The sequence below is a fragment of the Mesorhizobium metallidurans STM 2683 genome, from assembly GCF_000350085.1.
Taxonomy (GTDB): Bacteria; Pseudomonadota; Alphaproteobacteria; order Rhizobiales; family Rhizobiaceae; genus Mesorhizobium; species Mesorhizobium metallidurans.
This window is the reverse complement of record NZ_CAUM01000134.1, coordinates 22,337-48,055: the sequence shown is the minus strand read 5'-3', so window position 1 is coordinate 48,055 and position 25,719 is coordinate 22,337. Positions and strand designations below refer to the sequence as shown.

The window sequence follows — 25,719 nt, the reverse complement described above, 5'->3', positions numbered from 1 at the left end:
AAGAAAGCCCATAATGAGGGCTCCGATGAAGGCAAACGCAGCACAAATCATCAGTGCGTTGATTGGCCTCGTGAGTCCCATTCCATAGCCTCCTCTTAAAGAGCTATGTCCGAGAGTCTAGGTTCATTTGTGCCACAGGCAAGCGGAAAATGTGCTGCAATGCGACGAGATTGTGGAAATTGCGACCCGCTTTCTGCTCTTAATCATTGAAACTCTTCGGCAAAAGCCGGCTTCGGCCTTGTGAATAAATTGTGGCGAAGCCTAGGCCATATTGAGGATGACAACGCCATCGCGGCCCGAAATCAGAATCGATTTTCGGGCCGATGCGACGATTCAAGGTGTTGGAGCAGTTCCAATTCGACGCGCGGCGAACAGGCGCCCGTCGATGGTGACGAGGCCGAATGCGATCAGCGCCATGCCGCCGAGCTCGAACAATTCGAGCCGTTCGCCGAGGAACAGGAAGCCGAGCAGGATGGCGCTGGCCGGCACGATCAGCGTGACCAGCGAGGCGTTGGTGGCGCCGGCCGAGGCAACGAGGTTGAAATAGAGGATGTAGGCGAAGGCGGTGGACAGCAATGCCAGCGCCAGCACCGCCGCCCAGATCGGCGGCGAGGCAGAAAACAGGCCGGTCGGGCCGTAACCGACGAGGACGACCGGGATCATGATGATGGTCGAGGCGGTCAACTGTCCGGTGGCGATGACCGGCGAGGGCACACCCTTGAAGCGGCGGGCGATCATCAGGGCGATCGCATAGGATATCGATGCACCGATCAGCGCGAATTTCGCCCAGACCGGGCCGCCCAGCCCGGCAATCAGGCCGGGGCCGATCATCACCGCGGTGCCGGCGATGCCAAGCGCGATGCCGGCAAGCTTGTTCCACGACAGCTTTTCATCTGATGTCAGCGCGTTGGCAAGGATCAGCGTCCAGAATGGCGTCGTCGAATTGAGCACGGAGGCGACACCGGCGCCAAGCTCGGTCTGGCCGGCGAAGATCAGCGAGAAGGGAATGACATTGTTGGCAAGCGCCAGCAGGAAGAACAGGCCGGCATGCGGCAAGGCAAGGCGGAAGGAGGGACCGCGCAGGGCGAGATAGAGCTGTAGCGCCATTGCCGCGATGGCGACGCGAAACAGCACCAGCACCAGCGGAGGAAGCTCGGCAACCGCAATGCGGGCAAAGAAGAACGAGCCACCCCAGATCGCGCCGAGCAGCAGAAGCTGCCCCCAGTCCTTCAGCACCATGGGGCCGCGTGTCGTGTTGGCAGCTATCGCCATGTGAATTGTCCCTCCAGACGGCTCTGCGGACCAGTCAGGCACCTGTGAAGCCATACCGGTTCCGGCGACAAGAGCCACCCGAAACCTGATCGGTGGGCTAGCCGTCGCTTCTGGCGTCAGGGGTACGAGACACAGAATTGTTTTCATTCGCGCACAGCTTGGATTAATTGTGCGCAGCCTCAGTCAAGGGATTCGTCCATGCAGCGATTCGAAAATGCCCGCGAAGCGGCGCTGGCGCTTCGCCCGGACGATCCGGTCTATTGCTTTCGCCCACAGGTGCTGAAGGCCGACGCCGGGCAGTTCATGGGGATGTTTCCCGGCAAGACCGCCTATGCGGTCAAGACCAATGGCGAGCAGATCGTGCTGAAGGCGCTGGTCGAAGCCGGGGTCGGCGCCTTCGACGTCGCCTCGCCGGGGGAGTTCGCCGCCGTGCGCGCGGTCTCGCCCGATGCCGAAATGCTCTACATGCACCCGGTCAAGGCGCAGTCGGATATCAAGCTGGCGCTGGAGAAATACGCCATCCGCGTCATTTCGGTGGACCATGAGGACGAGATCACCAAGCTGACGCGCGTGGTGCGGGCGCTCGACATCGATCCGGGCGCGATCACCGTGTTCGTGCGCATCCAGACCAAGGGATCGGCGGCGTATGAGCTGTCGAAGAAATTCGGCGCCGGACCGGCCTATGCGGTGGAACTCGCCGAACGGCTGAACCGGACCGGCTACAAGGTCGGCCTGTGCTTCCATGTCGGCAGCCAGATCGAGGATCCAGACACTTATGAGCGGGCGCTGGCCTCGGCCGACTGGGTGCGCAACCGGCTGACCTTCGACATTGCGGGGCTCGACGTCGGCGGCGGCTTTCCGGCCGAATACGGCCATGATCCCAACCGCAAGCAGATCGAGATGCCGTCGCTCGGCCAGATCATGTCGCGGCTTTCCGGCGACCTGAAGGAGTATCAGTTCGACCAGATGCCGCTGGTGGCGGAGCCGGGCAGGGTGATCGTGGCGCGCTGCCTGTCGCTGATCGTGCGCGTGTTGCTGCGCAAGGGCAAGCGGCTCTACATCAATGACGGCATCTGGGCGTCGCTGTCGGATTCATGGACCGGCAAGATCACCCTGCCGGCGCGCTTCATCCCCGACCCCGCGATCCGCTCGCGCAATGGCGAGGAAAAGAACATCGTGCCGTTCAAGGTCTGCGGCGCGACCTGCGATTCCGTCGATATACTGTCGCGGCCATTCTGGCTGCCGGAAACCGTCGACACCGGCGACTGGATCGAGATCGGCCATATCGGCGCCTATTCGCTGTCGCTGAGGACGCGCTTCAACGGCTTTTATCCCGACACATTCGTCGAGGTGGCGACGCCGTTCGACGAAGGAGACGCGCCGCAGGGGTTTGCGAGCCTGGAGACGATGGCGGGGTAGTGAATAGTGAATAGTGAATAGTGAATAGTAGTAACTCTTGCGTTCCGTGCACTTCGGTGAATTTTCACCATTCACCATTCACCATTCACCATTCACAACTTCCCTAAAAGCTCCGGCGTAGGCCAGCCATCGACGGGCAGGCCGAGCCGCTTCTGTTCCTTGCGGATCGCCTCGCGGGTGTTGGTGCCGAGAATGCCGTCGACCGAGCCCACGTCATAGCCTTTGGCCTCGAGCTTGGTCTGCAGCGCCTTCATCTGGTCGCCACTGAGGCCGGGTTCTGGATTGCGTGGGTCGATCTGCGGGGCGCCCGCCAGCCTTGCTGCGAGATTGGCTGCGGTCAGCGCATAGGTGAAAGACTGGTTCCACTCGAGGTAGACGTCGAAATTGTCGTAGGCGAGGAAGGCTGGTCCCTTGCGGCCCATGGGCAGTGCCAGCCCCGCCTTCAGGCCATTGCCGACAAGCGGTGTGCCGTCGGGGTTGGTGACGCCCAACTGCGCCCACTGCGTCAGCGGCAGCTTGTTTGTGCGCCCCGTCTGGTCCCACGGCATGTCGTCGGGCACGCGGACTTCCTCGATCCAGGGCTGGTCGCGTTTCCAGCCGCGCGACATGATCTTGCTGGCCGTGGTCATGATGACATCGGGCGCGCTGCCGCGCAGGTCGACCACTTCGTCGCCGTCGCCATCGACGCCGCGAGTGAGATAGTCGGAAGGCAGCATCTGCGTCTGGCCGATCTCGCCGGCCCAGGCGCCGGTGACGTCGGCCGGCAGGACGCCGCGGTCGATCAGCGTCAGCAGCGGCACGATCTGCGGCCGGAACAGCTGCGGGCGGCGGCAGTCATGCGAGAGGGTCACCAGCGCATTCAGCGTGTGGAAATCGCCCTGCACGGCGCCGAAATCTGTCTCCAGCGCCCAGAAGGCGGCGATGACCGGCGCCTGGACGCCGAATTCGCGATCGGCGCGACCAAAGACATCGGCATATTTCTTCAGATTGATCGCGCCCTGCTTCAGCCGGTGGGACGAGATCATGCGGTTCGAGAATTCGAGGAAGGTCTGGGTGAACACGCCCTGGGAGCGGTCGCGCGCCAGCACCTTATCGTCGATGGTGGCTTTCTCCAGCGCATCGAGGCCGGCGCTGCCGACGCCTGCCGCCCTGGCTTCCGCCGCCACGCCTTGCTTCCAGGCCTCGAAATCGCCGCCGCATTGCTGCGCCGCGGCCGGCAAGGCCGAAGCGGTCAGCAACAGCGCCGCGAGAATTTCAAAGCGCAATCGCATCGCGATCCTTTCGAGACAAGAGCGGGCTTCCGAGACAAGTGCAGTCTTCCAGGACAGGGCGTCGCAGAAATCCGCTAGCGGCAGTGTCGAAAGCAGGCGGCAGGCCCGGTGTCAACGGGTGTTCTGCCGCAGCCATTTGTTCCAGGCTGCTTCGGTGCCGTTGAAGACATTGATGTCGGCCTTGCCCGGCATGCCCGGCACGATGCCGGTTCCCGTGTACTGCCAGAAGGTGAAGGGATGGCTGCCGTATTTCTCGCGCGGGTGGCCTGCCACCGAGCGCAGCCAATAGGGATAACCGCGGAAGGTCGACAGATCGTTGTCGTCGAAGAAATCGATCGAGGTGTAGATGATCGGCTTCTTGCCATAGTGTTTTTCGACGATCCCGAGGAAAATGCTCATCTCGCTGCGCACGGTGGCAGCATCGGGGCGCAGCCTGCAGGTCGGCGATTTCGGATTCCATTCCATGTCGAGAACCGGCGGCATGGCGGAGCGGTCAACAGGCACGTTGGCGATGAACCAGCGCGCCTGCGTGGCGGCAGGCGTGCAGAAATAGTAGAAATGATAGGCCGCGCGCGGGATCCCGGCGGCCTTTGTGCGGCTCCAGTGCTCGTTGAAATACTCGTCGAAACGGTCGCCGCCTTCGGTCGCCTTGATGAAGGCGAAGGAGATGCCGCTGGCCCTGGCCGCCGGCCAATCGATCGAGGTCTGGTATTTGGAGACGTCGGTGCCGTGGACGGCGTAATTCCATGGCGCGCCACTTTCCCATTCATGCGGATCGGAGTCAGCGAAACGGGGCGCGCGCACCGCGACCGTCGGGGCGCTGGATGAGGACAGCGGCGCAAGATCGTCGACCGTCGAGCAGGCGCCCAGCAGCGTCAGCATGATGAGGGCCGCGAAACGGCGCATCGCTAGTTCCCGAGCCGGTTTCAGCCGGCCGCTGATGGGTGATTGCTACGGGCGGCCCCTCGACCGACCCATCGAGCGATCGCCCCACAGGATCGCCCGGTATCTCTGTTTTTATGCATGTCGTTATCCCAAAACCGCCGGGCACTTTTGGGCGACATGCATCAGTGATCGCCGATCATGGTTGATAACAGGTTGACGGCGCTCGACAAGGTCAGGGATTTTGCCGAAGCAATGGCGGCAAATCGATGACATAAATCGAGCCGGAAAATCCCAGGCGGTGCAAAAGGGGGGACGCAAAAAGATGCGGATCGTCGTGAAGATCGTCAAATGGCTGCTCGGCCTTGTTGTGCTGGCAATAGCTGCCCTGTTTGCCTGGCTCTATTTCGCGCCGCCGGAACTGATCCGCGTCGGCTCGGGCTATTCGGCCAAGATCGTCTGCTCGAATGTCTTCATCGCCGGACGCGATGCCGACGACGTGCTCGCCGTCGACGTGCAGGCGCCGGGCCATCCGCTGTTGAGGCTGATGCGGGTGTCGGTGGACAAGGAGAAGGGCACGGTTTCGGCGGGGCTGTTCGGCGTGTTTGGCAGAACTGTCGCGGTGGCCCGCGACGGTCTCGGCTGCGCGGCGGTTCCGGACGGCAACATCGCCGCTGCCAAGACCATCACCGGGGCGGCGCTGACGCCGGCGCCGCCGCCCGAAGCGCTCTGGCCGGAAGGCGACAGGCTCGACCCCTCGCAGAACCCCGAAATCGCTGATATCCTCGACGATGCCGCGCTCACCGGTTCCGGCATGCGCGCCGTGGTGGCGGTCAAGAACGGCCGCATCGTCGCCGAGCGCTATGGCGCCGGCTTTTCCCAGAAGACGCCGCTGCTCGGCTGGTCGATGACCAAGACAGTGAATGCCGCCATCGTCGGCACGGTGGTAAAGGACGGCAAGATGGCGGTGGCCAACCAGGGCCTGTTCGGATCCTGGAAAGCCGATGGCCGTGCGGCCATCAGCCTCGCCGACATGATGGCGATGTCGAGCGGGCTCGAATTCAACGAGGACTATGGCGACGTCGCCGACGTGACGCGCATGCTCTATCTCGAGCCCGACATGGCGGTCTTTGCCGAATCCAAGCCGCTGACCGGCGATGTCGGCAAGGTGTTCTCCTATTCGAGCGGCACGGCGGTGATGCTGTCCAGGCTCTGGCAGGATGCGATCGGCGACAAGGACAAGGCGCTGGCCTGGCCAAGGGTCGCCCTGTTCAATCCGCTTGGCATGCAGAGCGCGGTGCTCGAGGCCGACGAGCACGGCACCTTCGTCGGTTCGTCATATCTCTACGCCACGGCGCGCGACTGGGCGCGCTTCGGCCTGTTCCTGCTGCAGGATGGCGTTTGGAACGGCAAGGAGATCCTGCCAGCCGGCTTCGTCGGCTGGATGCGGGAACAGGCACCCACCACGAAAGTCTACGGCAAGGGCCAATTGTGGATCGAGGCTCCGGGCGACGAGGAGAGCCCCGGCGCCGGCGTCGCTGCTGGCCTGCCCGGGGATACCTACTGGATGGAGGGGCATGACGGGCAGACGGTCGCCATCATTCCCTCAGAGAAGCTGGTGGTGGTGCGGCTCGGCCTGACGCCGGCCAAGCTCGGCTACCGGCCGCAGACGATGGTGGCGGCGCTGGTGAAGGCGCTGCATTAGAGGAACGCGGCGATCGCAGTCTCGTCTATGCGGCTGTCGCCAAAGGCTTGGCACGATCGATACGCGCCCGCTCGTCGGGCGAATTCATAACCCCCCAAAGATCGCTGCGGCGTTGGACGTTCAACCAGAAATCAAGGCAAGCACATCCGACACGTCAAACTTCTGCGCCCAGGAACTATTCTTTCGTATAGTCAGGCCCGAAACGTGTCGGCAGACCATCGGCGAGTTTCAACCAAGGGAGCTTTTCCTCAAAAGCGACATGTAGCGTAGGTGCAAACTTTTCCGGCTCCTCCATCGCTGCGGCAAAAAAAATGCACGACACCGGACATGTTCTTTGAGCGGAAGGACAGCGGCGAGCCACATTTATCGCAAAATGTTCTTTCCACACCGGGAGAAGAGTTGAATACCTTCGGTAGCTGGCCCAGCCATCGCCATTGGCTGTCCAAGACGCCAATGTAGGTGGTCATCGGCGCAGAACATTGCCGCCGACAACTTTCGCAATGACAGACCACGCAGGCCTGTGCCGGGCCATCGACTTCAAAAGCAATAGCGCCACATAAGCAATGACCACGCATGCAAATTCTCCTTGAGTCAACAAGGACAGCTTCATGCCTGGGCGTGCGGGAGGCGCCATGAAATGCGCCGAGCTGGCGCCCAATTCCGACATTCGGCGCTAGCGATTGTCCTCGCGTGCGCGAGGCGTTGCCTCCGAGCTGCCTTCACTACCGCCTTTGCGGCATATTGAAATGTTCGTAGAGTTTCTCCGCCGGACCGCTGGCGCCAAAGCCCATCATACCGATGAAAGTGCCAGCGGCGGCCTCTTGTCGAGCATGGCCTTGGCGGTCATCAGATCGTCGCTTCGCTTTTATGAGTCCGCAGCCTAGATGGCGATCTTGACGACCGCCAACCAGGTGTAGCCGCGATAAAGCGTTCTGAATCGAAGGCTTGCGCCGACTCTTGCGGATTCCGATTCCAGGACATCGCGCAACGCTTCACGCGGCTCGACATGGAATTTTCTCAGCCAGCCGCGCAGCAGCGTGCGGAACCAGCGGGGCAGGGCTTCCTGCTGGCCGAAATCGACGACGTGCAGCGAGCCGTCTGGCGAAAGGGCGGCAAGTGCGGCCGCCACAGTCTTTTCCCAGCCGGGGATCATCGACAGCGAATAGGACACGAAGATGCGGTCGAAGGTAGCCAGGCCGAACAGCGCCTCCGCATCGAAATCCGTGGCGTCGCCGCGCGCCAGCGTGACATGGCCGGACAGGCCTTCGCGATCCATGGCGGCGTTGGCCGTCTCCAGCATTTCGGCCGAAATATCGAGGCCGAAGAAACGGGCGCCGGGATAGCGGCGGGCGGCAAGCACGATGTTGCGGCCGGTGCCGCAGCCGAGTTCGAGCACGGTGCCGCCGGCCGGCACGTCCAGCCCCGATATCAGCCGGTCGCGGCCGAGCAGGTAATATTTGCGGGTCAGGTCGTAGAAATGGCGCTGCCAGCGATAGACGCCGTCCATCAGTTCGGCATGCCCGGCCGGCGGTTCGCCGTGCCTGGCCGGCAGCTCGCTCGTGCTCATGCGGCCCGCCTCACATAGAGGTGGAAGCCGCCATAGATGGCCGAACGGTCGCGGGCCGAAAATTCGCGCGAGGCCTCGTCCTGATAGTTCCACTGGTCGAGCAGCGAATTCGAGACCCGGCCGGGCAGGAGGCTGGGTTCGGCCGCGGTGCGGAAGATGACGCGGGCGCCAGCGGATGCGGTGCGGGTGATCTCGGCCCACAGCGCATTGAGCTGGTCGTCGGTCATCCAGTCCTGCGCGTCGAGCAGCACGAAGCGGTCGACCGAGCCGGCATCCTTGGCGGCGAGGAATTCGATCAGATTGGCGTGGTGGATGGCGACGCGATCGACATTGTCGCGGATCGTCTTGTAGTTGCGCTTTTCGAGATAGGCGGGCAGTGCGGCTTCGCCCGGGTTGGGATAGCGCCGCGCAAAAGCCTGCCAGGCGAAGTAATTGGTCTTCAACGGAAAATCGCAAGCGAGCTTTTCCAGCCGCGCCTTCAGGACGCTGGCCATGGTGCCGTCGCCCGAGGTGATCAGCGAATCATACTGGGCCGGCGGAATGCCGAGGCCGAACAGCGAGGCTTTTCGCGAGGTGGCCCATTTCAGCAGCGGCTTTTCAAAGACGGGCGCCAGTTCCTCATTGAAGAAGCGGCGCTGGTCGGCGATGGTTTTCGCCTTCATGATGCCGGCGGGATCGACACCGAAGAATTTGCCAACGCGGTGACCCATGGCGATGAACAGGCCGAGCAGGCCGGTCTGGTAGAAATTGCGGTCGAAGACGGCGATGCGGCGACGGCCGCGCCAGTTGCGGCGCTCCCAATAGTGGCGGCTGACCGGGTCGAGGCGCGGGGCGATGAAGCGGTCGTAGGCTTCCGAATTGTGGCTGGTGTCGGCGGCGCCGAAGAAGCGGAACAGGTCGCCCTGCGAGGGCAGATGGCGCACCGCCTCCAGCTTCATGCGGTTCAGCGCGATGTGGGCGGCGTTGAGATCGACGGCGTCGATCCTTTCGGGCGAGCGGGTGAGATAGGCCAGGATGTTGCAGCCGCCGGACGCGATGGTGACGATGCGATGGCCCTGGCCAAGCTGCATCGCCTCCATGTCGACATCGGGGTCTTCCCAGATCTGCGGGTAGACGAGGCCGGAAAACAGCAAGGCGAACAGCCGTTCGGAGACACCGGCCTTCGACAGCGGACGGTTCTGGTAGACGGCTTTTCCAACTTCCTTGCCACGTCGAAAAACGAGTTCCCCGGAAAGATCCGTCATGGCAAGGTGATTCCCCATTTGCGTTGGCGCAAGCGGGTAGCGCAGGGTCATGACAAGCCGGTGACAGTCGGAGGCATCCAGAATTCGCTGCGGCGAGTCATATGGCGTGGATTTCGAGAACCGAAGCGGAGCGGACATTTGGGTCCGTGAGCATCGGAGGCGCAGAAAACCGCGTCAGATGACCGCCGCAGTAGAATTATGGATGCCTCCTTACTGCTTGCCAAACCCGCCGGGCGTCGGTGTCGTCAGGATGACGGCCTCGCCGGCGTCGAGCACGGTCTGGTCGCAGGCTTTCAGCACTTCGATCGCACCATTACCACGACGGACTTTGGTCGAGCCCGCCTCGCCGTCGCCGCCGCCGTCCAGCCCTTGCGGCGGACGGTTGCGATGCGAGGACAGGATGGCGCACTCCATCTTTTCGAGGAAGCGGATCGTGCGTTTGGTGCCGTCGCCGGCACTCCATCTGCCCTTGCCGCCAGAACCCTCGCGGATGTGGAAATCCTCGAGCAGTACGGGAAAGCGCAGCTCCAGCACTTCCGGATCGGTGAGGCGTGAATTGGTCATGTGGGTGTGGACACCCGAAGTGCCGGCAAAGCCGCGGCCGGAATTCATCCGGCCGGCCGGCGAGCCCGAGCAGATCGTCTCGTAATACTGGTACTTTCTATTGCCGAAGGTGAGGTTGTTCATCGTGCCTTGCGCGTTGGCCATGGCGCCCATGGCGCCGAACAGCGCGTTGGTGACATGCTGCGAGGTCTCGACATTGCCGGCGACGACGGCGGCGGGGTAGGCGGGTTTCAGCATGCAGCCATCGGGGATGACGATGTTGATGGGGCGCAGACAGCCGGCATTCATCGGGATCATGTCCTCGACCATGACGCGGAAGGCATAGAGCACGGCGGCCCGCGCCACCGGCTCGGGCGCGTTGAAATTGTTCTTCATCACCGGTGACGTGCCGGTGAAGTCAACCGTCGCCTCGCGCTTTTTCCGGTCGACCGATATCTTGACCTTGATCACCTGGCCGGTGTCGGTTGGATATTCGTATACGGAACTGTCGGGCAAGCGCTCCAGCACGCGGCGCACGCTTTCGGCCGCATTGTCCTGGACATGGCCCATATAGGCTTCGACGACATCGAGGCCGAAATGCGCGACCATCTTGCGCAGCTCGGCGACGCCCTTTTCGTTGGCGGCGATCTGCGCCTTGAGGTCGGCGATGTTCTGATGCGGGTTGCGCGCGGGATAGTGGTGGTCGGTGAGCAGCGTCTCCAGTTCCTTCTCGCGGAAGCGGCCGCGATCGACGATGCGGAAATTATCGAACAACACGCCTTCCTCGTCGACCGTGGTGGCGAGCGGCGTCATCGAGCCGGGCGCCGTGCCGCCGATATCGGCATGGTGGCCTCGCGAGGCGACGTAGAAGAGGATATTCTTCTTGGCGTCATCGAACACCGGCGTCACCACCGTGATATCAGGCAAATGCGTGCCGCCATTGTAGGGTGCGTTGAGGGCGAAGACGTCACCGGGGTGGATGTCGCCCGAGTTCAGCCGGATGATGGTTTCGACCGAACGGTCCATGGAGCCGAGATGCACCGGCATGTGCGGCGCGTTGGCGACCAGCGCGCCATGGCGGTCGAAGACGGCGCAGGAGAAGTCCAGCCGTTCCTTGATATTGACGGAATAGGCGGTGTTTTGCAGCGTCACGCCCATCTGCTCGGCGATCGACATGAAGAGGTTGTTGAAAACCTCCAGCATGACCGGATCGGCGACGGTGCCGAGTGCCGCTTGCCGGCGCTTTTTTTCGACGCGGCGCAACAGCACGTGGTTCCTGGCGGTGATTTCGGCCTGCCAACCCGGTTCGACGACGATGGTCTGGTTCGGCTCGATGATCAGGGCGGGGCCGGCAATCCTGTGCCCTGGTTTGAGTGCCTCACGGCGGAAGATGCCGGCATTGCGCCACTCTCCCTCAGTGAAGATTTCGCGGGTCTGCGAAGGGTTTAACGTGAGGTCTTCGGTTTCTGAATCACTTTCCTCGCGGCCGGCGCCGCCGGTGTCGGTGCCTTCGACGCCGACCGTCTCGACGATCATCGGCTTGTCGTCATAAACGAAACCGAACTGCGCCTTATGGGCGGTCTCGAAGTCGCGCCTGGCCTGGAAAATCGAGTCTTCCTCGAAATTCACCGGCAGTGTCGTGTCGGTGCCGTCATAGCGAATGTGCAGCACCGGCTTCGCGGCGACCGCGTCCTCGGCGATGCCTTGCGCCGCGAGCTCGGCGGTGACGGCTGTTCTCAAGCCGGCAATGAGGTTGCCGATCTCGGTTCGGGACTCTTCGGCAAGAGGCTTGAGCAACGCCTGCTGGCGCGAGGCGAAGACCGAGGACAGGCCGATGCCATAGGCCGAAAGCAGGCCGGAAAAAGGATGGATCAGCACCGCCTCCATGCCGAGCGCATCGGCAACGAGGCAAGCGTGCTGGCCGCCGGCGCCGCCGAAGCAGTTCAAAAGATATTCGGTAACGTCGTAGCCGCGCTGTACCGAGATCTTCTTGATGGCGTTGGCCATGTTTTCCACGGCGATGGTGACGAAGCCTTCGGCGACTGCTTCGGGCGCACGGCCATCGCCGATTTCGGCGGCGAGCGCCGCGAATTTCACCCGCACGGTCTCAACATCGAGCGGTTCATTCTGGCCGGGGCCGAAAATCGCCGGGAAGAAATCGGGCTGCAGCTTGCCCAGCATCACATTGGCGTCGGTGACGGCCAATGGCCCGCCGCGCCGGTAGGCGGCAGGGCCCGGGTTCGCGCCGGCGGAGTCCGGGCCGGCGCGGAAGCGGCCAGCCTCGTAATGCAGGACCGAGCCGCCGCCGGCGGCCACGGTGTGGATGCGCATCATCGGCGCGCGGATGCGCACGCCGGCGACCTCGGTGTCGAAGGCGCGCTCGTAGTCGCCGTCATAATGGGCGACGTCGGTCGAGGTACCGCCCATGTCGAAGCCGATGACCTTGTCGAAGCCGGCGAGCTTCGCCGTCTCGACCATGCCGACGACACCGCCGGCCGGGCCGGACAACAGCGCGTCCTTGCCCTGGAACATGTCGGCGGCGGTGAGGCCGCCCGAAGACATCATGAACATGAGGCGGGGGGATTGGCTGATCTCCCCCCTTTTGGGGGAGATGGCAAGTGGCAGCAAAGAGGGCAGGGCAGAGGGGGGCGTGACAGAACGAGACGTTGGCGGGACAGCGCCCCGCTCTGGCCGCTTTGCGGCTATCTCCCCGTCGAGGAGGGAGACGCCCAATTCCTCCGCCACCTTCCGAACATATCTCGACAGGATCGGCGAGAGATAGGCGTCGACCACGGTGGTGTCGCCCCGGCCGACCAGCTTGATCAGCGGCGACACCTCATGGCTGACCGAGACCTGAGAAAACCCGAGCTTGCGGCAGACTTTTGCAACGGCCTTTTCGTGGTCGGGGTATTTCCAGGCATGCATAAAGACGATAGCCACTGCGTCGATGCCGTCGGCCCTGGCCTGCTCGATGGCCGGCCGGCAGGCGGCGATGTCGAGCAATCGTTCGACATTGCCGTCGGCGCGTACGCGTTCGTCGATCTCGATGACGCGCTCATAGAGCTGTTCGGGGAGAATGATCTCCTTGGCGAAGATGTCGGGCCGCGCCTGATAGGCAATCCTCAGCGCGTCGCGAAAACCCTTGGTGATGAGCAGCAGCACCCGGTCGCCCTTGCGCTCCAGAAGCGCGTTGGTAGCCACGGTGGTGCCCATCTTGATGTCGCCGATCAGGTCGGCGGGGATCGGAGCGCCGAATTCCAGCCCGAGCAACTCGCGAATGCCCTGTATGGCGGCGTCGGCATAGGCTTCCGGATTCTCCGACAGGAGTTTTTTTGGATGCAGCCCGCCCTCCGGGTCACGACCGATGATATCGGTAAAGGTGCCGCCGCGGTCGATCCAGAAATCCCATTTTGCGGTCATGACACGGCTCCCGGCATTTTCTATCCAATCAGTTAGTTCGAGATGCTCCGGCTGGTAGTTCAACATGCCCCGGCCGGCAATCACCAAAGGATATGAAGATGTTACAGGTGGAAATGCAACGTTACGAAACTCATATCCGCCTCATGCATTTTGTCCTCGACCGCCGCCGGTAACGGCGGCGTGATTAGAGGAGAGAAGTTATGAAAAAGCTCATTCTTGCGTCGGTTTCGGCGCTTGCACTGCTCGGCGTTGCCGCCTGCAGCGACAGCGGCACCGATAATACCACAACGCAGAGCACCAATCCGCCGGCTGCCGAACAGCCGATGCAGCCGGCCCCTGACGCCACGAAACCAGCTGAGCCGGCTCCAGCTCCGGCAGCACCTGCTGCTCCGGCGCAGTAGTCTATAATTTGGGAAGGCCGGTCAACGCCGGCCTCCCCATGATCTGGTTCACGCGCGCCTTACGGTCGGGCGTGACTGCAATAACGGCCAGCGTTCCAGGTGCTGCGCCTTCTGCTTTGCGCGATACGGCCGGCGCCATAGCCACCATTCGCGGTGCCGCAAGCCTGCCACCTAATCGATAGGGCCGGGCGCTGCGGCATTGTCTTCGCTTGATAGCGATGGCCGGTTGGCTCTATTAAGCCCTCATGTCGATTTGGGACCGCCTCGGCGACTTCATCACCCGCATTTCGTCTTCAACCTCGTCGGGTGTCGCCGATGTCGTCGAAGCCGTGCGCACGGTTTTCTCCGGCGATGCGGATTTGCGCCGGCGCGTCGCCTTCTCGGTGGCGATGATCGCGCTGTCGGCCAAGATGGCCAAGGCCGACGGCATCGTCACCCAGGACGAGGTGCGCGCCTTCCAGGAAATATTCGAAGTGCCGAGAGAGCAGAGGCGCAATGTGGCGCGCCTCTACGATCTGGCCAAGCGCGATATTGCCGGGTTCGAGACCTATGCCGAGCGCATGGCGCAGCTTTGCGGCTCCGGCCATTCGAACTGTGCGATGCTGGAGGACATTCTCGACGGGCTGTTCCACATCGCCAAGGCCGACGGGCTGGTGCATGAGCGCGAGGGCCAGTTCCTGCATCGCATCGCCGAGATCTTCCGGATCGAGGAGGCGCACTACCAGAGCATCCTGGCACGGCATGTCGATCTTGGTGCGGCCGATCCCTATGTCGTGCTCGGCATCGAACGTGGAAAGCCGTTCGAGGAGGTTCGCAAGCGTTATCGCAAGCTGGTCTCGGACAACCACCCCGACCGGCTGATCGCACGCGGCCTGCCGCAGGAATTCATCAAGATCGCGACGACCAGAATTGCCGCGATCAACGCGGCCTATGAGATGATCGAGCGAGGTCTGCGGCACGCATGAGCGGCTTCCTGCCTGACGAGCCGAGCGCCGAGGTTAGGGTATCGCCGAATTTCGGCCCGCGACGCGAAACGACCAGGCCTGACATGATCGTGCTGCATTACACCGGCATGAAGACCGGCGCGGGCGCCGAAGCATTGCTGTGCGATCCGGCCAGCGAGGTCTCGTCGCACTATCTCGTCTATGAGGACGGCCAGATCGTCCAGATGGTGAGGGAAAGCGACCGTGCCTGGCATGCCGGCAAGAGCTCGTGGTTCGGACGCACCGACATAAATTCCTGTTCGATCGGCATCGAGATCGTCAATCCGGGGCATTCGCTGGGCTATCGCAGCTTTCCCAAACGGCAGATCGACTCGATGATCAGGCTGTGCAAGGGGATCGTCCAGCGCCATTCCATTCCAGCTCAACGGGTGCTCGCCCATTCAGACGTGGCGCCGGGACGCAAGATCGATCCGGGCGAGAAATTCCCGTGGAAGGCGCTGTTCGAGGCCGGCGTCGGCCATCTCGTCGAAGCGGCGCCGGTCAGGCGCGGCGCGGTGCTGAGGACCGGCGATGCTGGCGCCGGGGTCGAGGCCTTGCAGTCGATGCTGGCGCTCTACGGTTACGGCGTGGAGATATCGGGGGCTTTCGACCGGCAGACTGAAATCGTGGTCGACGCTTTCCAGCGGCATTTCCGGCAGCGCAAGGTGGATGGCCTCGCCGACGGATCGACGATCCGCACGCTGGAAAGGCTGCTCGCTTCCGCAAGGGCAGTTTCTCCCAAGTAATCTTTTTGCCGCCTAAAAGTTACAGCCTGTCACTCAAAGTGACTTGCATCGCCTTCTTTGATGCCAAATCGGCCGTCAAAGGCGATCCGTGCAAGTTGTCGGAACCTCTAATCCCCAAATGTTCCGATGTTGATTTAGCGTAGCTGCGCGAAGTTCTTCGCGCAGTCCAGACAGAACAGGATCACATGCAGAAATTGACCGTTGTAACGGCAGCTGTTGCTGCCGGCGTAATGACTTTTGCCTTCAGCGCGGCGAATGGCGCGCCACTGAGCCCACGGGCAGACCAGGGCTTCACTGTCGCAGCCGGCAAGACCGCCATGCCGAAAGCCGGCCAGGACGCAAAGGCAAAGAGGACAGTCAGCGCGAAAGTGGAAAAAGCGGCTGGGGTAAAGGCCAAAAAGGCGATTTCAGCAAAAAGGGCGACCTCGGCGAAGAGGGCAGTCTCCAAGCGGCATGTGAAGCGCAACAGGAAGCACCTCGACCGGACGACGACGGCGTCGATCGACCGCAAGAGCAGGGCGGTGCCGGCTGCGGCGGCCGGCGGCAGTGGACAGTATTCGGCGATCATCGCCCGTTACGCCGCCAGCTACGGCGTGCCGGTGTCGCTGGCCAACGCCGTCGTCAAGATCGAGAGCAACTACCAGCCGAACATCGTCGGCGGCGCCGGCGAGATCGGCCTGATGCAGATCAAGCCGGCAACGGCGCGGATGATGGGTTACAGCGGCTCGGTCAAGGGCCTGTTCAACCCCGACACCAACATCAGATACGGCATGAAATACCTCGCCATGGCGCGCGGGCTCGGCGGCGGCACGACCTGCGGCACGATCCTGAAATACAATGCCGGCCATGCCGCCAAGCGCATGAACCCGGTGTCGGCGGCTTATTGCAGCAAGGTCAAGGTGCAGATGGCCGCCCTTGGGGCAGCAGCGTGACGATCTAGGCATAAGCTGCTTTTTTCGTTTGCGTTTTTGGGCGTGAACCCGTTTATACGCTTGCCAGCTGGCCGGGCGGCCGCACTCGCGAAGCCGAAAGGCTGCGGGTGAGGAAAGTCCGGGCTCCATGGAGACACGGTGCCGGTTAATGGCCGGCGGGGGCGACCCCAGGGAAAGTGCCACAGAAAGCAAACCGCCACGATCCGGCTCTGCCGGATTCGGGGCAAGGGTGAAAGGGTGGGGTAAGAGCCCACCGCGCGACTGGCAACAGGAGCGGCACGGTAAACCCCACCGGGAGCAAGACCGAATAGGGACGGTGCGAGGGGAAACCCTCGGGGGCTGTTTCCGACTCACCGTCCGGGTAGGTTGCGTGAGGTGCGTGGCAACATGCGCCCAAGATGAATGGCCGCCACGTTCTCGCGCCGCAAGGGGCGAGGGCCATACAGAACCCGGCTTACAGGCCAGCTGGCAATTTCTTCCCACTATAGCAAGAAATCCCCTGATATCAGCAGGTTGCGCCTTCGGGCGCGCCTGTTGATTCAAGCGTTTTCAGAAATGACGGCATTGTTGAAATTGGTGCGATTAAATCGTACCATAGTCCTTGGGAAGCACCAGGAGCGCGCATCATGGGTCATGTCGACAAACGCAGCATCACGCTTTCGCCGGAATTGGCGGCGGCGGTCGACGACGTGGTCGCCGCCGGAGAATATGCTTCGGCGAGCGAGGTGATCCGCGACGCTCTGCGGCAGTGGAAAGACCGCCGCGACCTGCTTGGCTATACGGTGGAAGAGTTGCGCAAGCTTGTGCAGGAAGGGATCGACAGCGGTCCGGGGCGATTTGGGTCGATCGATGAGATCAAGGCTGAAGCGCGGAGACGATTGAGATCCGATAGCGCGGCATGAATTTGCTGCCGATCAAGAGAACTGCACGTGCAGAAGAGGATCTGATCGCGATCTGGCGTCATGTCGCGCAAGATAGCGAGGCTGCGGCGGATCGATTGCTCGATCGGATCGAAGCCCGTTGGCAGCAACTGGCGACCTATCCGTACTCGGGTGCGCCGCGCGACGACATTGCGCCCGGCATCCGTCATCTGATCGTTGGCGAATATCTCTTGCCTTCTATCGTGTCGCCGACGAGGCAATCGAAATCGTCCGCGTATTGCATGGCCATCGCAACATCGAAGCCGACGACCTCAGTACGTGATCAACCCGCTCACGCCAGCCTATCCAGCGATGCTGCGATCGCCTGCCAAAGCTCTTCCACCGGCTCGCAGCCGACCGACAGGCGGACGAAGCCCGGCGGTACCGCATCGCTTCTCTTTGCCCGCCGCTCGGCGGAGGTGTGAACGCCGCCGAAGGAGGTCGCGGCCTGCATCAGCGCGCAGTTGTTGATGAAATCCTCGGCCTTGTCCTCCGAATCCAGCACGAAGGAGATGAGGAAGCCGAAGCGTTCCATCTGGGCGCGGGCGAGATTGTGCGACGGATCGCCTTCCAGCCCGGGATAGCGCAGGCCGCTGATAGCGGGGTGGCCTTGCAGCCGCCGCGCCAGCACTTCCGCGGAAGAGCACATGCGGTCGAAGCGCACGTCGAGCGTTTCCAGGCCGCGATGCACCAGCCACGCCTCGAATGGGCCGGGAATGGCGCCCGACACCTCGCGCCAACCGGAAACCGCGGCGATGATGTCCGCATTGCGGCTGGCGACATGGCCGAACAGCACATCGGAATGGCCATTGGGCGCCTTGGTGTCGGCGGCAATGACGATATCGGCGCCGAAATCGAGCGGGCGCTGGCCGAAAGGCGTCATCGTCGTGTTATCGACCGCGAGGATCGCGCCCGCTCTGTGCGCTGCTTCGGCGACGGCCGCAATGTCGCAGATGTCCAGTCCCGGATTGGCCGGTGTCTCGACGAAGGCGAGGCGATAGCCGTCGAAGCCGCCGTCGAGGAAGCTCGATGTCGGGCGGACATCGTAGGTGATGCCGAAAGGCTTTAGGAAGCGATCCGCCAGCGCTCTCGTGGCGTGGTAGCCGTCCGCAGGCAGCAGGATCCGGTCGCCGGCTTTCAGCAGCGCAAAAAACACCGCCGAGATCGCAGCCATTCCGGAGGGAAAGCCGACGCATGGCGCGCCTTCCAGATGCGCCAGCATGTGCTCGACGGCCCTCCAGGTTGGATTGTCGTATCGGCCGTATTCGTCGGAGCCCGCAGCATCGCCCGGTGTGTGAAAAATGGCGGCCATGGTCAGGGGCAAGGGAATTGGATCGCCCTTGGCGAGCATGCCATGACGCAGGTGGGGAAGGGTCGCAGCGCGTGACCTGGCTGTTTCAGACATCGATTCAAACCTTGTTGCCGACCGAGAAAAGACCAGTTGACGCTATGCTTGGGAGCGATCTGCAGCAAGCGGCGTCAAGTTGGGCCAAGCGGCTCTAAACGCTTCGTTAGGCTTAATGGAGGATAAACACGGGAGTGCCGTCAAAGTCGCTCTCACCGGTTGTGGCGCGCGCGTTTGTGAAGCCTGTTCCCGTTGACGCCCATAGTGCCCCATGATATCCCATCCAGATACCAAAGCCTTCGTTCCGCGTCAGGGTGAAGCGTACGCCAATCGGGCAGCCGCGGCGGCTGCGCGTTTGCCTGCTTTCACCCCTCGGAACGACGTGGATTTCGGGCAGGGACCGCGCTGCGGCGGCGCGGACGGCAAAATGCAGAGGGATGCGGCGGCGCAAGCGGCTGCAACGCGTAATGGATCGGTTTCTGTCGAGCGCGGTGAACAGGATCGATGCGAAGGGGCGGGTGTCCGTTCCGGCGCATTTCCGCGCAGTCGTGCAGAAGCGCGGCTACTCCGAACTCTATGCACTGCGCTGCCTCGACCGTCCGGCGATGGATGTCGGCGGACTAGACCTGCTCGACCGCTACGAGCAGCGCATCGCGCAGGAAGATCCGTTCCTGCGGACGGCGGACGATATGTCGTTCTTCTGCCATGGCGACGGGACGTTCCTGAAGCTCGATCAGGACGGCCGCATCACGATGAGCGATTTCATTCGCGAACACACCGGCTTATCGGCGGAAGTGGCCTTTGTCGGCCGTGGCAGTTTCTTTCAGATATGGGAGCCTGGACGGCTTGCCGCCTACGGGGCGGAAGCACGTGCCCGGCTTTTGCAGCTTCGGCAGGGGACGAAGCCCGGGGAGCGACCGGAATGATGGCGGGCCACGGCGATGACCTTCACGCCGTTGGCGGACCGGCCCGCCACATTCCGGTCCTCCTTGCCGAAGTGCTGAAGGCGCTTTCGCCCAAGGCCGGCGAGGTGATCGTCGATGGCACGTTTGGCGCCGGCGGTTACACCAGGGCCATTCTGGCGAGCGGCGCCGCGGTTGTGGCCATCGACCGCGATCCGGATGCGATCGCAGCGGGGCGAGACCTCGAAGCACAGTCGGAGGGCAAGCTCAGGGTTGTCCAGGCGCCATTCTCGACGCTGGACGAGCAGGTCGAAAGCGCCGACGGAGTGGTGCTCGATATCGGCGTCTCCTCGATGCAGATCGATCAGGCGGAGCGCGGCTTTTCGTTCCGCGCCGATGGGCCGCTCGACATGCGCATGGCGCAAGCGGGCCTGAGTGCCGCCGATGTCGTCAATTCCTTCAAGGCGGGCGATCTTGCCCGCATCTTCGGTTTCCTCGGCGAGGAGCGCCATGCCGGCCGCATCGCCCGCATGATCGAGAGCCGCCGCGAAAAAAATCCGTTCGAGCGCACGCTCGACCTTGCCGATGCCATCGAGACGCATATCGGCCGCGCCCCCAAGGACAAGATCCATCCGGCGACCCGCGTCTTCCAGGCGTTGCGCATCTTCGTCAATGACGAACTCGGCGAATTGGCCAAGGCGCTGTTTGCGGCCGAGCGCGTGCTGAAGCCGGGCGGACGGCTGGCCGTGGTGACGTTTCACTCGCTGGAAGATCGCATCGTCAAGCGCTTCATTGCCGACCGCGCCGATCAGGTGACCGGATCGCGGCATATGCCCGAGGCGCAGACACGCCTGGCCACCTTCCGCAAGGCTGGCGGCGGCGTGACGCCTGACGATGCCGAGATATCGGCCAATCCGCGGGCGCGTTCGGCAAGGCTGCGCGCTGCCATCCGCACCGAGGCGCCGGCGCGCGCCGGCGACTTTGCGATTTTCGGCCTGCCAAAACTTCCCAGCCCAAAACTTCCCGGCGCCAACCGGCCGGGAGAGAGGTGAGCACGTGTTTCGTACCAGCGACATAGTCCTGATCGCCGTCATGGTCTCGGCCGCGGCCCTGACCTACAAGACCAAGCGCGAGGCCGAGGAGCAATTGGCGGCGGTGCAGAAGATCCAGGCGCAGATCCGCTACGAGGAGGACACGATCGACCTGCTCAAGGCGGACTGGAGTCTGCTGACCCAGCCGGCGCGCCTGCAGAAGCTGACCGAGATCTACAAGTCGCAGCTCGACCTCGAACCGGTCAATGCGCGCCAGATCGTCGGCCTGGACGATCTGCCGGCAAAGCCGGTCAACATAGAGGACCTTTCGTCCCAGCGCCTGGGCGGCATGGCCGACAATTCCGGCAAAGGATCCTCCGACGGCAAGGACCCCGTCGTCACCGGAGGCATCGTGCAATGATCGCCAGATTTCCACTGATGGCAAGACTTGCAACAATGGCAAGACTTCCGCTGATCGGGAGACTGATCGGCCGCCGCCCGAAATCCGGCGAAGACGGCTCGATCGTCGTCGAAGGCGCCCGCAAGGCGACCGGCGGCAAGGGCCAGGCCCGCGTCGTGATGACGATGGCGGTGTTCTTCGGCATCTATGCGGCCATTGCCGGGCGGCTGGTCTATCTCGGTTTCCAGAATCCCGATCTGTCCGGCGGTCCGCAGAGCCGGGTGACGGCGTCGCGGCCCGATATCGTCGACCGCAATGGCGAGGTTCTGGCGACGGACATCAAGACGGCATCGCTGTTTGCCGAGCCGCGCCGCATCGTCGACGCCGACGAGGCGATCGAGAAGCTGTCGACCGTGCTTCCCGAGATCGACTACGAACAGACCTATCGCAAGCTGAAGAGCGGCGCCGGCTTCGTCTGGCTGCAGCGGCAGCTGACGCCGAAGCAGCAGGCCGATATCATGCAGCTCGGCATCCCCGGCTTCGGCTTCCGCACCGAAAAGCGCCGTTTCTACCCGAGCGGCGAAACCTCGTCCTATATTGTCGGCCTCACCAACATCGACAATCAGGGCATCTCCGGCATGGAGAAGTACATCGACACCCAGGGCCTGACCGACCTGCAGGCGTCTGGCCTTGCCGTGGCCAGGGACCTGAAGCCGGTGCAGCTGTCGATCGACCTGCGCGTCCAGAACGTCGTTCGAGACGAAATCTTCGCCGGCATGGAAAGGTATCGCGCGATCGCCGCCGGCGCCGTGGTGCTCAACGTCAAGACCGGCGAAGTGCTGGCGATGGCCTCGGTGCCGGACTTCGACCCGAACAATCCCTACAACGCACAGGACAAGGACCGGCTGAACCGCATGTCGGCCGGCCTTTACGAAATGGGTTCGACCTTCAAGAGCTTCACCACCGCCATGGCGCTGGATTCCGGCAAGGTGACGATGAACAGCCGTTTCGATGCCTCGCGCCCGATCAGGATCGGCAACCAGACCATCAACGATTTCCACGGCAAGGGCCGGGTGCTCTCGGTGCCGGAAGTGTTCATCTATTCGTCCAACATCGGCTCGGCCAAGGAAGCCGAAGCGGTGGGCATCGACGGGCATCGCGAATTCCTCTATCGCCTGGGCATCCTCGAAAAGATGCAGACGGAACTGCCGGAAGTCGCCCGTCCGACCGAGCCCAAGGTCTGGAAGCAGGTCAATTCGATCACCATCGCTTTCGGCCACGGCGTGTCGACGACGCCGCTGCAGACGGCGGTCGGCTGCGCCGCGCTGATGAATGGCGGTTATCTGATCGAGCCGACTTTCCTGACGCGCACGCAGGAGCAGGCGATGTCGGTGGCCAAGAAGGTGGTCAGCGACAAGACTTCAGAGAGCATGCGCTATCTCTACGCGCTCAATGCCGAGAAGGGGTCGGGCAGGAATGCCAGGGTTCCGGGCTACCGCGTCGGCGGCAAGACGGGAACGGCCGAGAAGGTCGTCAACGGCCGCTACTCCAAGGACAAGAATTTCAACGCCTTCGTCGCGGCTTTCCCGATGGACGATCCGCAATATATCGTGCTGACGATCGCCGACGAACCGAAGCCTGAAAAGCCCGGCATGGGCGCAACGGCCGCCTCGAATGCAGGCGTCATGGCCGCAAACATCATCCGGCGTTCGGCTTCCATGCTTGGCGTGAAGCCAGATTTCAGCCATGAAAATGGTGCAACGCTGGTTTCCTATCAGTGATTCTTGGGGCGCGCCGGCAACAGCGCGCTATTTTGTTGAGATGAACGGGGTTCGATGAAGCTGAAAGATCTAGCCGGTATCCTGCCTGTCGAGGGGATAGCTTCCCCCGATATGGAGGTTACCGGGATTTCGTCGGATTCCCGCGAGGTCAAGACCGGCGTCGTCTTTTTCGCGCTCGCCGGCACCAAGGCGGACGGCGCAGCCTATGCCGCCGATGCCGCCAGGCGCGGCGCTGCCGCGATCGTGGCGGGCAAGGGCAGCGCCATTGCCGGACTGCCGGTGCCGGTTCTTGCCGTCGGCGATCCGCGCCTGGCGCTCGCGCTGAGTGCCGCCCGTTATTTCGGCAAGCAGCCGCAGACCATTGTCGCGGTGACCGGCACCAGCGGCAAGACATCGGTCGCCGCCTTCACCAGGCAGGTCTGGGAGCAGGCGGGCTTTGCCGCCGCTTCGATCGGCACCACCGGCGTGGTGGCGCCGGGCCGCAATGAGTATGGCTCGCTGACCACGCCCGACCCGGTCGCCCTGCACCTTCTGCTCAAGGAATTGGCGGAGGCCGGCGTCACCCACGCGTCGATGGAAGCCTCCAGCCACGGGCTTGACCAGCGCCGGCTCGACGGCGTGAAGCTTGCCGCCGGCGGCTTCACCAATCTCGGCCGCGATCATATGGATTACCATCCCACGGTCGAGGACTATCATCGCGCCAAGCTGCGCCTGTTCGACGCGCTGCTGCCGAAGGGTGCGCCTGCCGTCATCTTTGCCGACGATCCGTGGTCCGAGCCAACGATCAAGGCGGCACAGGCGGCGGGGCTTGATGTGCTGACGGTCGGCCGCCATGGCGAATTCCTGCGGCTGAAGCGGGTCGAGCACGAGCGCCACCGCCAGCGCGCCGAGGTGGAAGTCGATGGCGTTCTGCACGAAGTCGACCTGCCGCTGGCCGGCGATTTCCAGATCGCCAATGCGCTGGTTTCGGCGGGTCTCGCCATCTCCACCGGAACAACTGCCGCCAAGGCCTTGATGGCGCTGGAGAAATTGAAGGGTGCGCCGGGCCGGCTGGATCTTGTCGGCACCACGGCCAGTGGCGCGCCGGTCTATGTCGACTATGCGCACAAGCCGGATGCGCTGGAAAACGTGCTGGCCTCGGTGCGGCCCTTCACCACGGGCCGCGTCATCGTCGTGTTCGGTTGCGGCGGCGACCGCGACCGTGGCAAGCGGCCGATCATGGGCGAGATCGCGACGCGGCTCGCCGACGTCGTCATCGTCACCGACGACAATCCACGCTCGGAAGTGCCCGAAACGATCCGCGCCGCCATCCTTGCAGCCGCGCCCGGCGCCATCGAGATCGGCGACCGGCGCAAGGCGATCCACGACGCGGTCGCCATGCTTCATGCGGGCGATACGCTGATAGTGGCCGGCAAGGGCCATGAGGAAGGCCAGACCATCGGCACCGAGACGCTGCATTTTTCCGACCATGAGGAAGTCCGCTCGGCGCTTCGGGAACGCGCCGCATGAGTTTCCTGTGGACCTCCGCGGATATGGTTGCCGCCATGGATGGGCGGCCGCTCGGCCCGATGCCGGAAGGTGTCACCGGCATCTCGATCGACAGCCGCAGCCTTGCGGCGGGCGAGGCCTTCTTCGCCATCAAGGGCGAGGCGATGGACGGCCATGACTTCGCGACCGCCGCCATCAAGGCCGGCGCCGGCGTCCTGGTCGTCGCCGAGGGCAAATTGCCGGCGCTCGGGCGGCTGACGGCGCCGATGATCGTCGTGCCGGACGTGCTGGCCGCACTTGAAAAGCTTGGGGTTGCCGCCCGTGCGCGTTCCAACGCCAAGATAATCGCGGTGACCGGTTCGGCGGGCAAGACCACCACCAAGGAGGCGCTGCGCCATGCGCTGTCGGCTGTCGGCAAGGTGCATGCCTCGGCTCAATCGTTCAACAACCACTGGGGCGTGCCGCTGACGCTGGCGCGGATGCCCACCGACTGCGACTATGCCGTCTTCGAAATCGGCATGAACCATCCGGACGAGATCCGGCCGCTGGTCAAGATGGTCCGGCCGCATGTCGCCATCATCACCTTGATCGCGGCGGCGCATCTCGGCTTCTTCCGCAACCTCGATGAGATCGCCAAGGCCAAGGCCGAGATTTTCGAAGGTCTGGAGCCGGGCGGCGCGGCGCTGCTTAACCGCGACGATCCGCGCTCGAAGCTCTTGGGCAAGATGGCGAAAGACGCAGGCATCGAGCATGTCTACGGCTTCGGCGAAAATGCCCGCGCGACCTTCAAGCTGGTCAAATGCGTGCTCTATGCCGATCATTCGGTCATCACCGCCAAGATCGGCGGGCAGGAGGTCACGGCACGTATCGGCGCGCCCGGCCGGCATATGGTGCAGAATGTGCTGGCGGTGCTTGGCGCCGCGCATCTGGTCGGCGCCGATATCACCCGGGTGGCGATGGCGCTGGCCGATCTTTCAGCCGAACGCGGACGCGGCAAGCGTCATGTGCTGCGCCACCCCAAGGGGTCGATCACGCTGATCGACGAGAGCTACAACGCCAATCCGGCGTCGATGGGCGCGGCAATGGCGCTGCTCAATGCGACGCCGGTGTCGGGCGAAGGCAGGCGCATCGCCGTGCTTGGCGACATGCTGGAACTCGGCGACCACTCGGCGAAGCTGCATGCCGCGCTCGCCGATCTCATCGTCGGCACCGACACCCGCACGGTCTTTCTCGGCGGCCCGGAGATGCGGGCGCTGGCCGACATCCTGCCTGACGAGATCAAGACGGAATATCGCGCCGGCGCCGAGGACCTGAAGCCGGTGCTGCTGTCGACATTGAAGCCGGGCGACGTGGTGATGATCAAATCGTCGAAAGGCATCGGGTTTTCAAAGCTGGTCGAGGCGTTGCTCGGCAAATTTCCGGCGCAAGCCGCAACCAGTAAACAGACCTAGGGTCAACTCCCGGGGG

At 63.3% G+C, this 25,719-nt stretch carries 21 protein-coding genes, 1 other RNA gene and 2 pseudogenes; 15 read left to right on the top strand and 9 right to left on the bottom strand.

Features of this window, described 5'->3' with window-relative positions; translation table 11 throughout:
• Window positions 1-333: 333 nt before the first annotated feature.
• Window positions 334-1,272 carry a DMT family transporter gene (locus MESS2_RS22140; RefSeq protein WP_008876697.1) on the bottom strand — a complete coding sequence of 313 codons (939 nt, stop codon included), beginning with the start codon at window positions 1,270-1,272 and terminating at the stop codon, window positions 334-336.
• Between the two features lie 198 nt (window positions 1,273-1,470).
• On the opposite strand from MESS2_RS22140, the gene MESS2_RS22135 reads away from it, so the two are divergent.
• Complete coding sequence (locus MESS2_RS22135) at window positions 1,471-2,691, top strand: alanine racemase (RefSeq protein ID WP_008876696.1); 1,221 nt, start codon at window positions 1,471-1,473, stop codon at window positions 2,689-2,691.
• 92 nt (window positions 2,692-2,783) lie between these two features.
• Here MESS2_RS22135 and MESS2_RS22130 read toward each other — a convergent pair whose 3' ends face one another.
• Window positions 2,784-3,962, bottom strand: coding sequence for a lytic murein transglycosylase (locus MESS2_RS22130; protein ID WP_008876695.1), 1,179 nt, complete (start codon window positions 3,960-3,962; stop codon window positions 2,784-2,786).
• A 111-nt stretch (window positions 3,963-4,073) separates the two neighbouring features.
• On the bottom strand, window positions 4,074-4,868 hold the full coding sequence (locus MESS2_RS22125) for a glycoside hydrolase family 25 protein (RefSeq protein WP_008876694.1): 795 nt from the start codon (window positions 4,866-4,868) through the stop codon (window positions 4,074-4,076).
• 301 nt (window positions 4,869-5,169) lie between these two features.
• On the opposite strand from MESS2_RS22125, the gene MESS2_RS22120 reads away from it, so the two are divergent.
• Window positions 5,170-6,549, top strand: coding sequence for a serine hydrolase domain-containing protein (locus MESS2_RS22120; RefSeq protein ID WP_008876693.1), 1,380 nt, complete (start codon window positions 5,170-5,172; stop codon window positions 6,547-6,549).
• A gap of 25 nt (window positions 6,550-6,574) precedes the next feature.
• Here the strand turns inward: MESS2_RS22120 and MESS2_RS33490 are convergent.
• The 5 genes and pseudogenes from MESS2_RS33490 to MESS2_RS22105 form a co-directional block, all read right to left on the bottom strand.
• Window positions 6,575-6,682, bottom strand: a pseudogene (locus tag MESS2_RS33490) (HigA family addiction module antitoxin); the annotation flags it as partial.
• A 115-nt stretch (window positions 6,683-6,797) separates the two neighbouring features.
• Complete coding sequence (locus MESS2_RS33485; RefSeq protein ID WP_482805270.1) at window positions 6,798-7,124, bottom strand: GFA family protein; 327 nt, start codon at window positions 7,122-7,124, stop codon at window positions 6,798-6,800.
• A gap of 305 nt (window positions 7,125-7,429) precedes the next feature.
• The gene (locus MESS2_RS22115; RefSeq protein WP_008876689.1) at window positions 7,430-8,116 is read right to left on the bottom strand and encodes a class I SAM-dependent methyltransferase; all 687 of its coding nucleotides are present in this window, start codon (window positions 8,114-8,116) and stop codon (window positions 7,430-7,432) included.
• A complete protein-coding gene (locus MESS2_RS22110) occupies window positions 8,113-9,411 on the bottom strand; it encodes a BtaA family protein (protein WP_008876688.1) in 1,299 nt (432 codons plus the stop codon). The genes MESS2_RS22115 and MESS2_RS22110 overlap by 4 nt, the downstream gene beginning before the upstream one ends.
• Before the next feature lie 159 nt (window positions 9,412-9,570).
• Window positions 9,571-13,323 (bottom strand): hydantoinase B/oxoprolinase family protein, encoded by a 3,753-nt coding sequence (locus MESS2_RS22105; RefSeq protein ID WP_008876687.1) that lies wholly within the window; start codon window positions 13,321-13,323, stop codon window positions 9,571-9,573.
• A 200-nt stretch (window positions 13,324-13,523) separates the two neighbouring features.
• Between MESS2_RS22105 and MESS2_RS31345 the strand changes: the two genes are divergently transcribed.
• From MESS2_RS31345 to MESS2_RS33480, 7 genes and pseudogenes are all read left to right on the top strand, one after another.
• Window positions 13,524-13,724 (top strand): hypothetical protein, encoded by a 201-nt coding sequence (locus MESS2_RS31345; RefSeq protein ID WP_083918660.1) that lies wholly within the window; start codon window positions 13,524-13,526, stop codon window positions 13,722-13,724.
• A 245-nt stretch (window positions 13,725-13,969) separates the two neighbouring features.
• A complete protein-coding gene (locus MESS2_RS22100; protein WP_008876685.1) occupies window positions 13,970-14,689 on the top strand; it encodes a J domain-containing protein in 720 nt (239 codons plus the stop codon).
• Window positions 14,686-15,453 (top strand): N-acetylmuramoyl-L-alanine amidase, encoded by a 768-nt coding sequence (locus MESS2_RS22095; protein ID WP_008876684.1) that lies wholly within the window; start codon window positions 14,686-14,688, stop codon window positions 15,451-15,453. The genes MESS2_RS22100 and MESS2_RS22095 overlap by 4 nt, the downstream gene beginning before the upstream one ends.
• A gap of 185 nt (window positions 15,454-15,638) precedes the next feature.
• Entirely contained in the window at window positions 15,639-16,385 is a 747-nt protein-coding gene (locus MESS2_RS22090; protein ID WP_008876682.1) for a lytic transglycosylase domain-containing protein, read from the top strand.
• Window positions 16,386-16,448: 63 nt separating this feature from the next.
• An RNA gene (gene rnpB, locus MESS2_RS30280) (RNase P RNA component class A) lies at window positions 16,449-16,858 on the top strand.
• A gap of 153 nt (window positions 16,859-17,011) precedes the next feature.
• The gene (locus MESS2_RS22085) at window positions 17,012-17,287 is read left to right on the top strand and encodes a type II toxin-antitoxin system ParD family antitoxin (protein ID WP_008876680.1); all 276 of its coding nucleotides are present in this window, start codon (window positions 17,012-17,014) and stop codon (window positions 17,285-17,287) included.
• A pseudogene (locus MESS2_RS33480) lies at window positions 17,284-17,439 on the top strand (type II toxin-antitoxin system RelE/ParE family toxin); the annotation flags it as partial. The gene MESS2_RS22085 and the pseudogene MESS2_RS33480, both read left to right, overlap by 4 nt.
• Window positions 17,440-17,597: 158 nt before the next feature.
• Here MESS2_RS33480 and MESS2_RS22080 read toward each other — a convergent pair.
• A complete protein-coding gene (locus MESS2_RS22080; protein ID WP_040593741.1) occupies window positions 17,598-18,710 on the bottom strand; it encodes a cystathionine gamma-lyase in 1,113 nt (370 codons plus the stop codon).
• A 407-nt stretch (window positions 18,711-19,117) separates the two neighbouring features.
• Here MESS2_RS22080 and mraZ point away from each other — a divergent pair, with 407 nt between their 5' ends.
• Genes mraZ through MESS2_RS22050 form a run of 6 tightly spaced genes read left to right on the top strand, consistent with a single transcriptional unit; the run spans window position 19,118 to window position 25,703 of the window.
• A complete protein-coding gene (gene mraZ / locus MESS2_RS22075) occupies window positions 19,118-19,576 on the top strand; it encodes a division/cell wall cluster transcriptional repressor MraZ (protein WP_008876678.1) in 459 nt (152 codons plus the stop codon).
• A complete protein-coding gene (gene rsmH, locus MESS2_RS22070; protein ID WP_008876677.1) occupies window positions 19,573-20,604 on the top strand; it encodes a 16S rRNA (cytosine(1402)-N(4))-methyltransferase RsmH in 1,032 nt (343 codons plus the stop codon). Before mraZ ends, rsmH begins: the two co-directional genes overlap by 4 nt.
• Window positions 20,605-20,608: 4 nt before the next feature.
• Window positions 20,609-21,004, top strand: coding sequence for a cell division protein FtsL (gene ftsL / locus MESS2_RS22065; RefSeq protein ID WP_008876676.1), 396 nt, complete (start codon window positions 20,609-20,611; stop codon window positions 21,002-21,004).
• A 35-nt stretch (window positions 21,005-21,039) separates the two neighbouring features.
• Window positions 21,040-22,764, top strand: coding sequence for a peptidoglycan D,D-transpeptidase FtsI family protein (locus MESS2_RS22060; protein WP_425277759.1), 1,725 nt, complete (start codon window positions 21,040-21,042; stop codon window positions 22,762-22,764).
• A gap of 54 nt (window positions 22,765-22,818) precedes the next feature.
• Window positions 22,819-24,273 (top strand): UDP-N-acetylmuramoyl-L-alanyl-D-glutamate--2,6-diaminopimelate ligase, encoded by a 1,455-nt coding sequence (locus MESS2_RS22055; protein WP_040593738.1) that lies wholly within the window; start codon window positions 22,819-22,821, stop codon window positions 24,271-24,273.
• Window positions 24,270-25,703: a UDP-N-acetylmuramoylalanyl-D-glutamyl-2,6-diaminopimelate--D-alanyl-D-alanine ligase gene (locus MESS2_RS22050; protein ID WP_008876673.1), complete on the top strand. Its 1,434-nt coding sequence runs from the start codon at window positions 24,270-24,272 to the stop codon at window positions 25,701-25,703. The genes MESS2_RS22055 and MESS2_RS22050 overlap by 4 nt, the downstream gene beginning before the upstream one ends.
• Window positions 25,704-25,719: the final 16 nt, after the last annotated feature.

Coding starts and splice junctions, on each gene's coding strand:
- MESS2_RS22105 (WP_008876687.1), bottom strand. CDS start 13,323: ATGACCGCAAAATGGGATTTCTGGATCGACCGCGGCGGCACCTTTACC.
- MESS2_RS22120 (WP_008876693.1), top strand. CDS start 5,170: ATGCGGATCGTCGTGAAGATCGTCAAATGGCTGCTCGGCCTTGTTGTG.
- MESS2_RS33485 (WP_482805270.1), bottom strand. CDS start 7,124: ATGCGTGGTCATTGCTTATGTGGCGCTATTGCTTTTGAAGTCGATGGC.
- MESS2_RS22125 (WP_008876694.1), bottom strand. CDS start 4,868: ATGCGCCGTTTCGCGGCCCTCATCATGCTGACGCTGCTGGGCGCCTGC.
- MESS2_RS31345 (WP_083918660.1), top strand. CDS start 13,524: ATGAAAAAGCTCATTCTTGCGTCGGTTTCGGCGCTTGCACTGCTCGGC.
- MESS2_RS22060 (WP_425277759.1), top strand. CDS start 21,040: ATGGCAAGACTTCCGCTGATCGGGAGACTGATCGGCCGCCGCCCGAAA.
- mraZ (WP_008876678.1), top strand. CDS start 19,118: ATGGATCGGTTTCTGTCGAGCGCGGTGAACAGGATCGATGCGAAGGGG.
- MESS2_RS22085 (WP_008876680.1), top strand. CDS start 17,012: ATGGGTCATGTCGACAAACGCAGCATCACGCTTTCGCCGGAATTGGCG.
- MESS2_RS22055 (WP_040593738.1), top strand. CDS start 22,819: ATGAAGCTGAAAGATCTAGCCGGTATCCTGCCTGTCGAGGGGATAGCT.
- rsmH (WP_008876677.1), top strand. CDS start 19,573: ATGATGGCGGGCCACGGCGATGACCTTCACGCCGTTGGCGGACCGGCC.
- MESS2_RS22130 (WP_008876695.1), bottom strand. CDS start 3,962: ATGCGATTGCGCTTTGAAATTCTCGCGGCGCTGTTGCTGACCGCTTCG.
- MESS2_RS22050 (WP_008876673.1), top strand. CDS start 24,270: ATGAGTTTCCTGTGGACCTCCGCGGATATGGTTGCCGCCATGGATGGG.
- MESS2_RS22090 (WP_008876682.1), top strand. CDS start 15,639: ATGCAGAAATTGACCGTTGTAACGGCAGCTGTTGCTGCCGGCGTAATG.
- MESS2_RS22110 (WP_008876688.1), bottom strand. CDS start 9,411: ATGACCCTGCGCTACCCGCTTGCGCCAACGCAAATGGGGAATCACCTT.
- MESS2_RS22095 (WP_008876684.1), top strand. CDS start 14,686: ATGAGCGGCTTCCTGCCTGACGAGCCGAGCGCCGAGGTTAGGGTATCG.
- MESS2_RS22115 (WP_008876689.1), bottom strand. CDS start 8,116: ATGAGCACGAGCGAGCTGCCGGCCAGGCACGGCGAACCGCCGGCCGGG.
- MESS2_RS22135 (WP_008876696.1), top strand. CDS start 1,471: ATGCAGCGATTCGAAAATGCCCGCGAAGCGGCGCTGGCGCTTCGCCCG.
- MESS2_RS22080 (WP_040593741.1), bottom strand. CDS start 18,710: ATGTCTGAAACAGCCAGGTCACGCGCTGCGACCCTTCCCCACCTGCGT.
- MESS2_RS22100 (WP_008876685.1), top strand. CDS start 13,970: ATGTCGATTTGGGACCGCCTCGGCGACTTCATCACCCGCATTTCGTCT.
- MESS2_RS22140 (WP_008876697.1), bottom strand. CDS start 1,272: ATGGCGATAGCTGCCAACACGACACGCGGCCCCATGGTGCTGAAGGAC.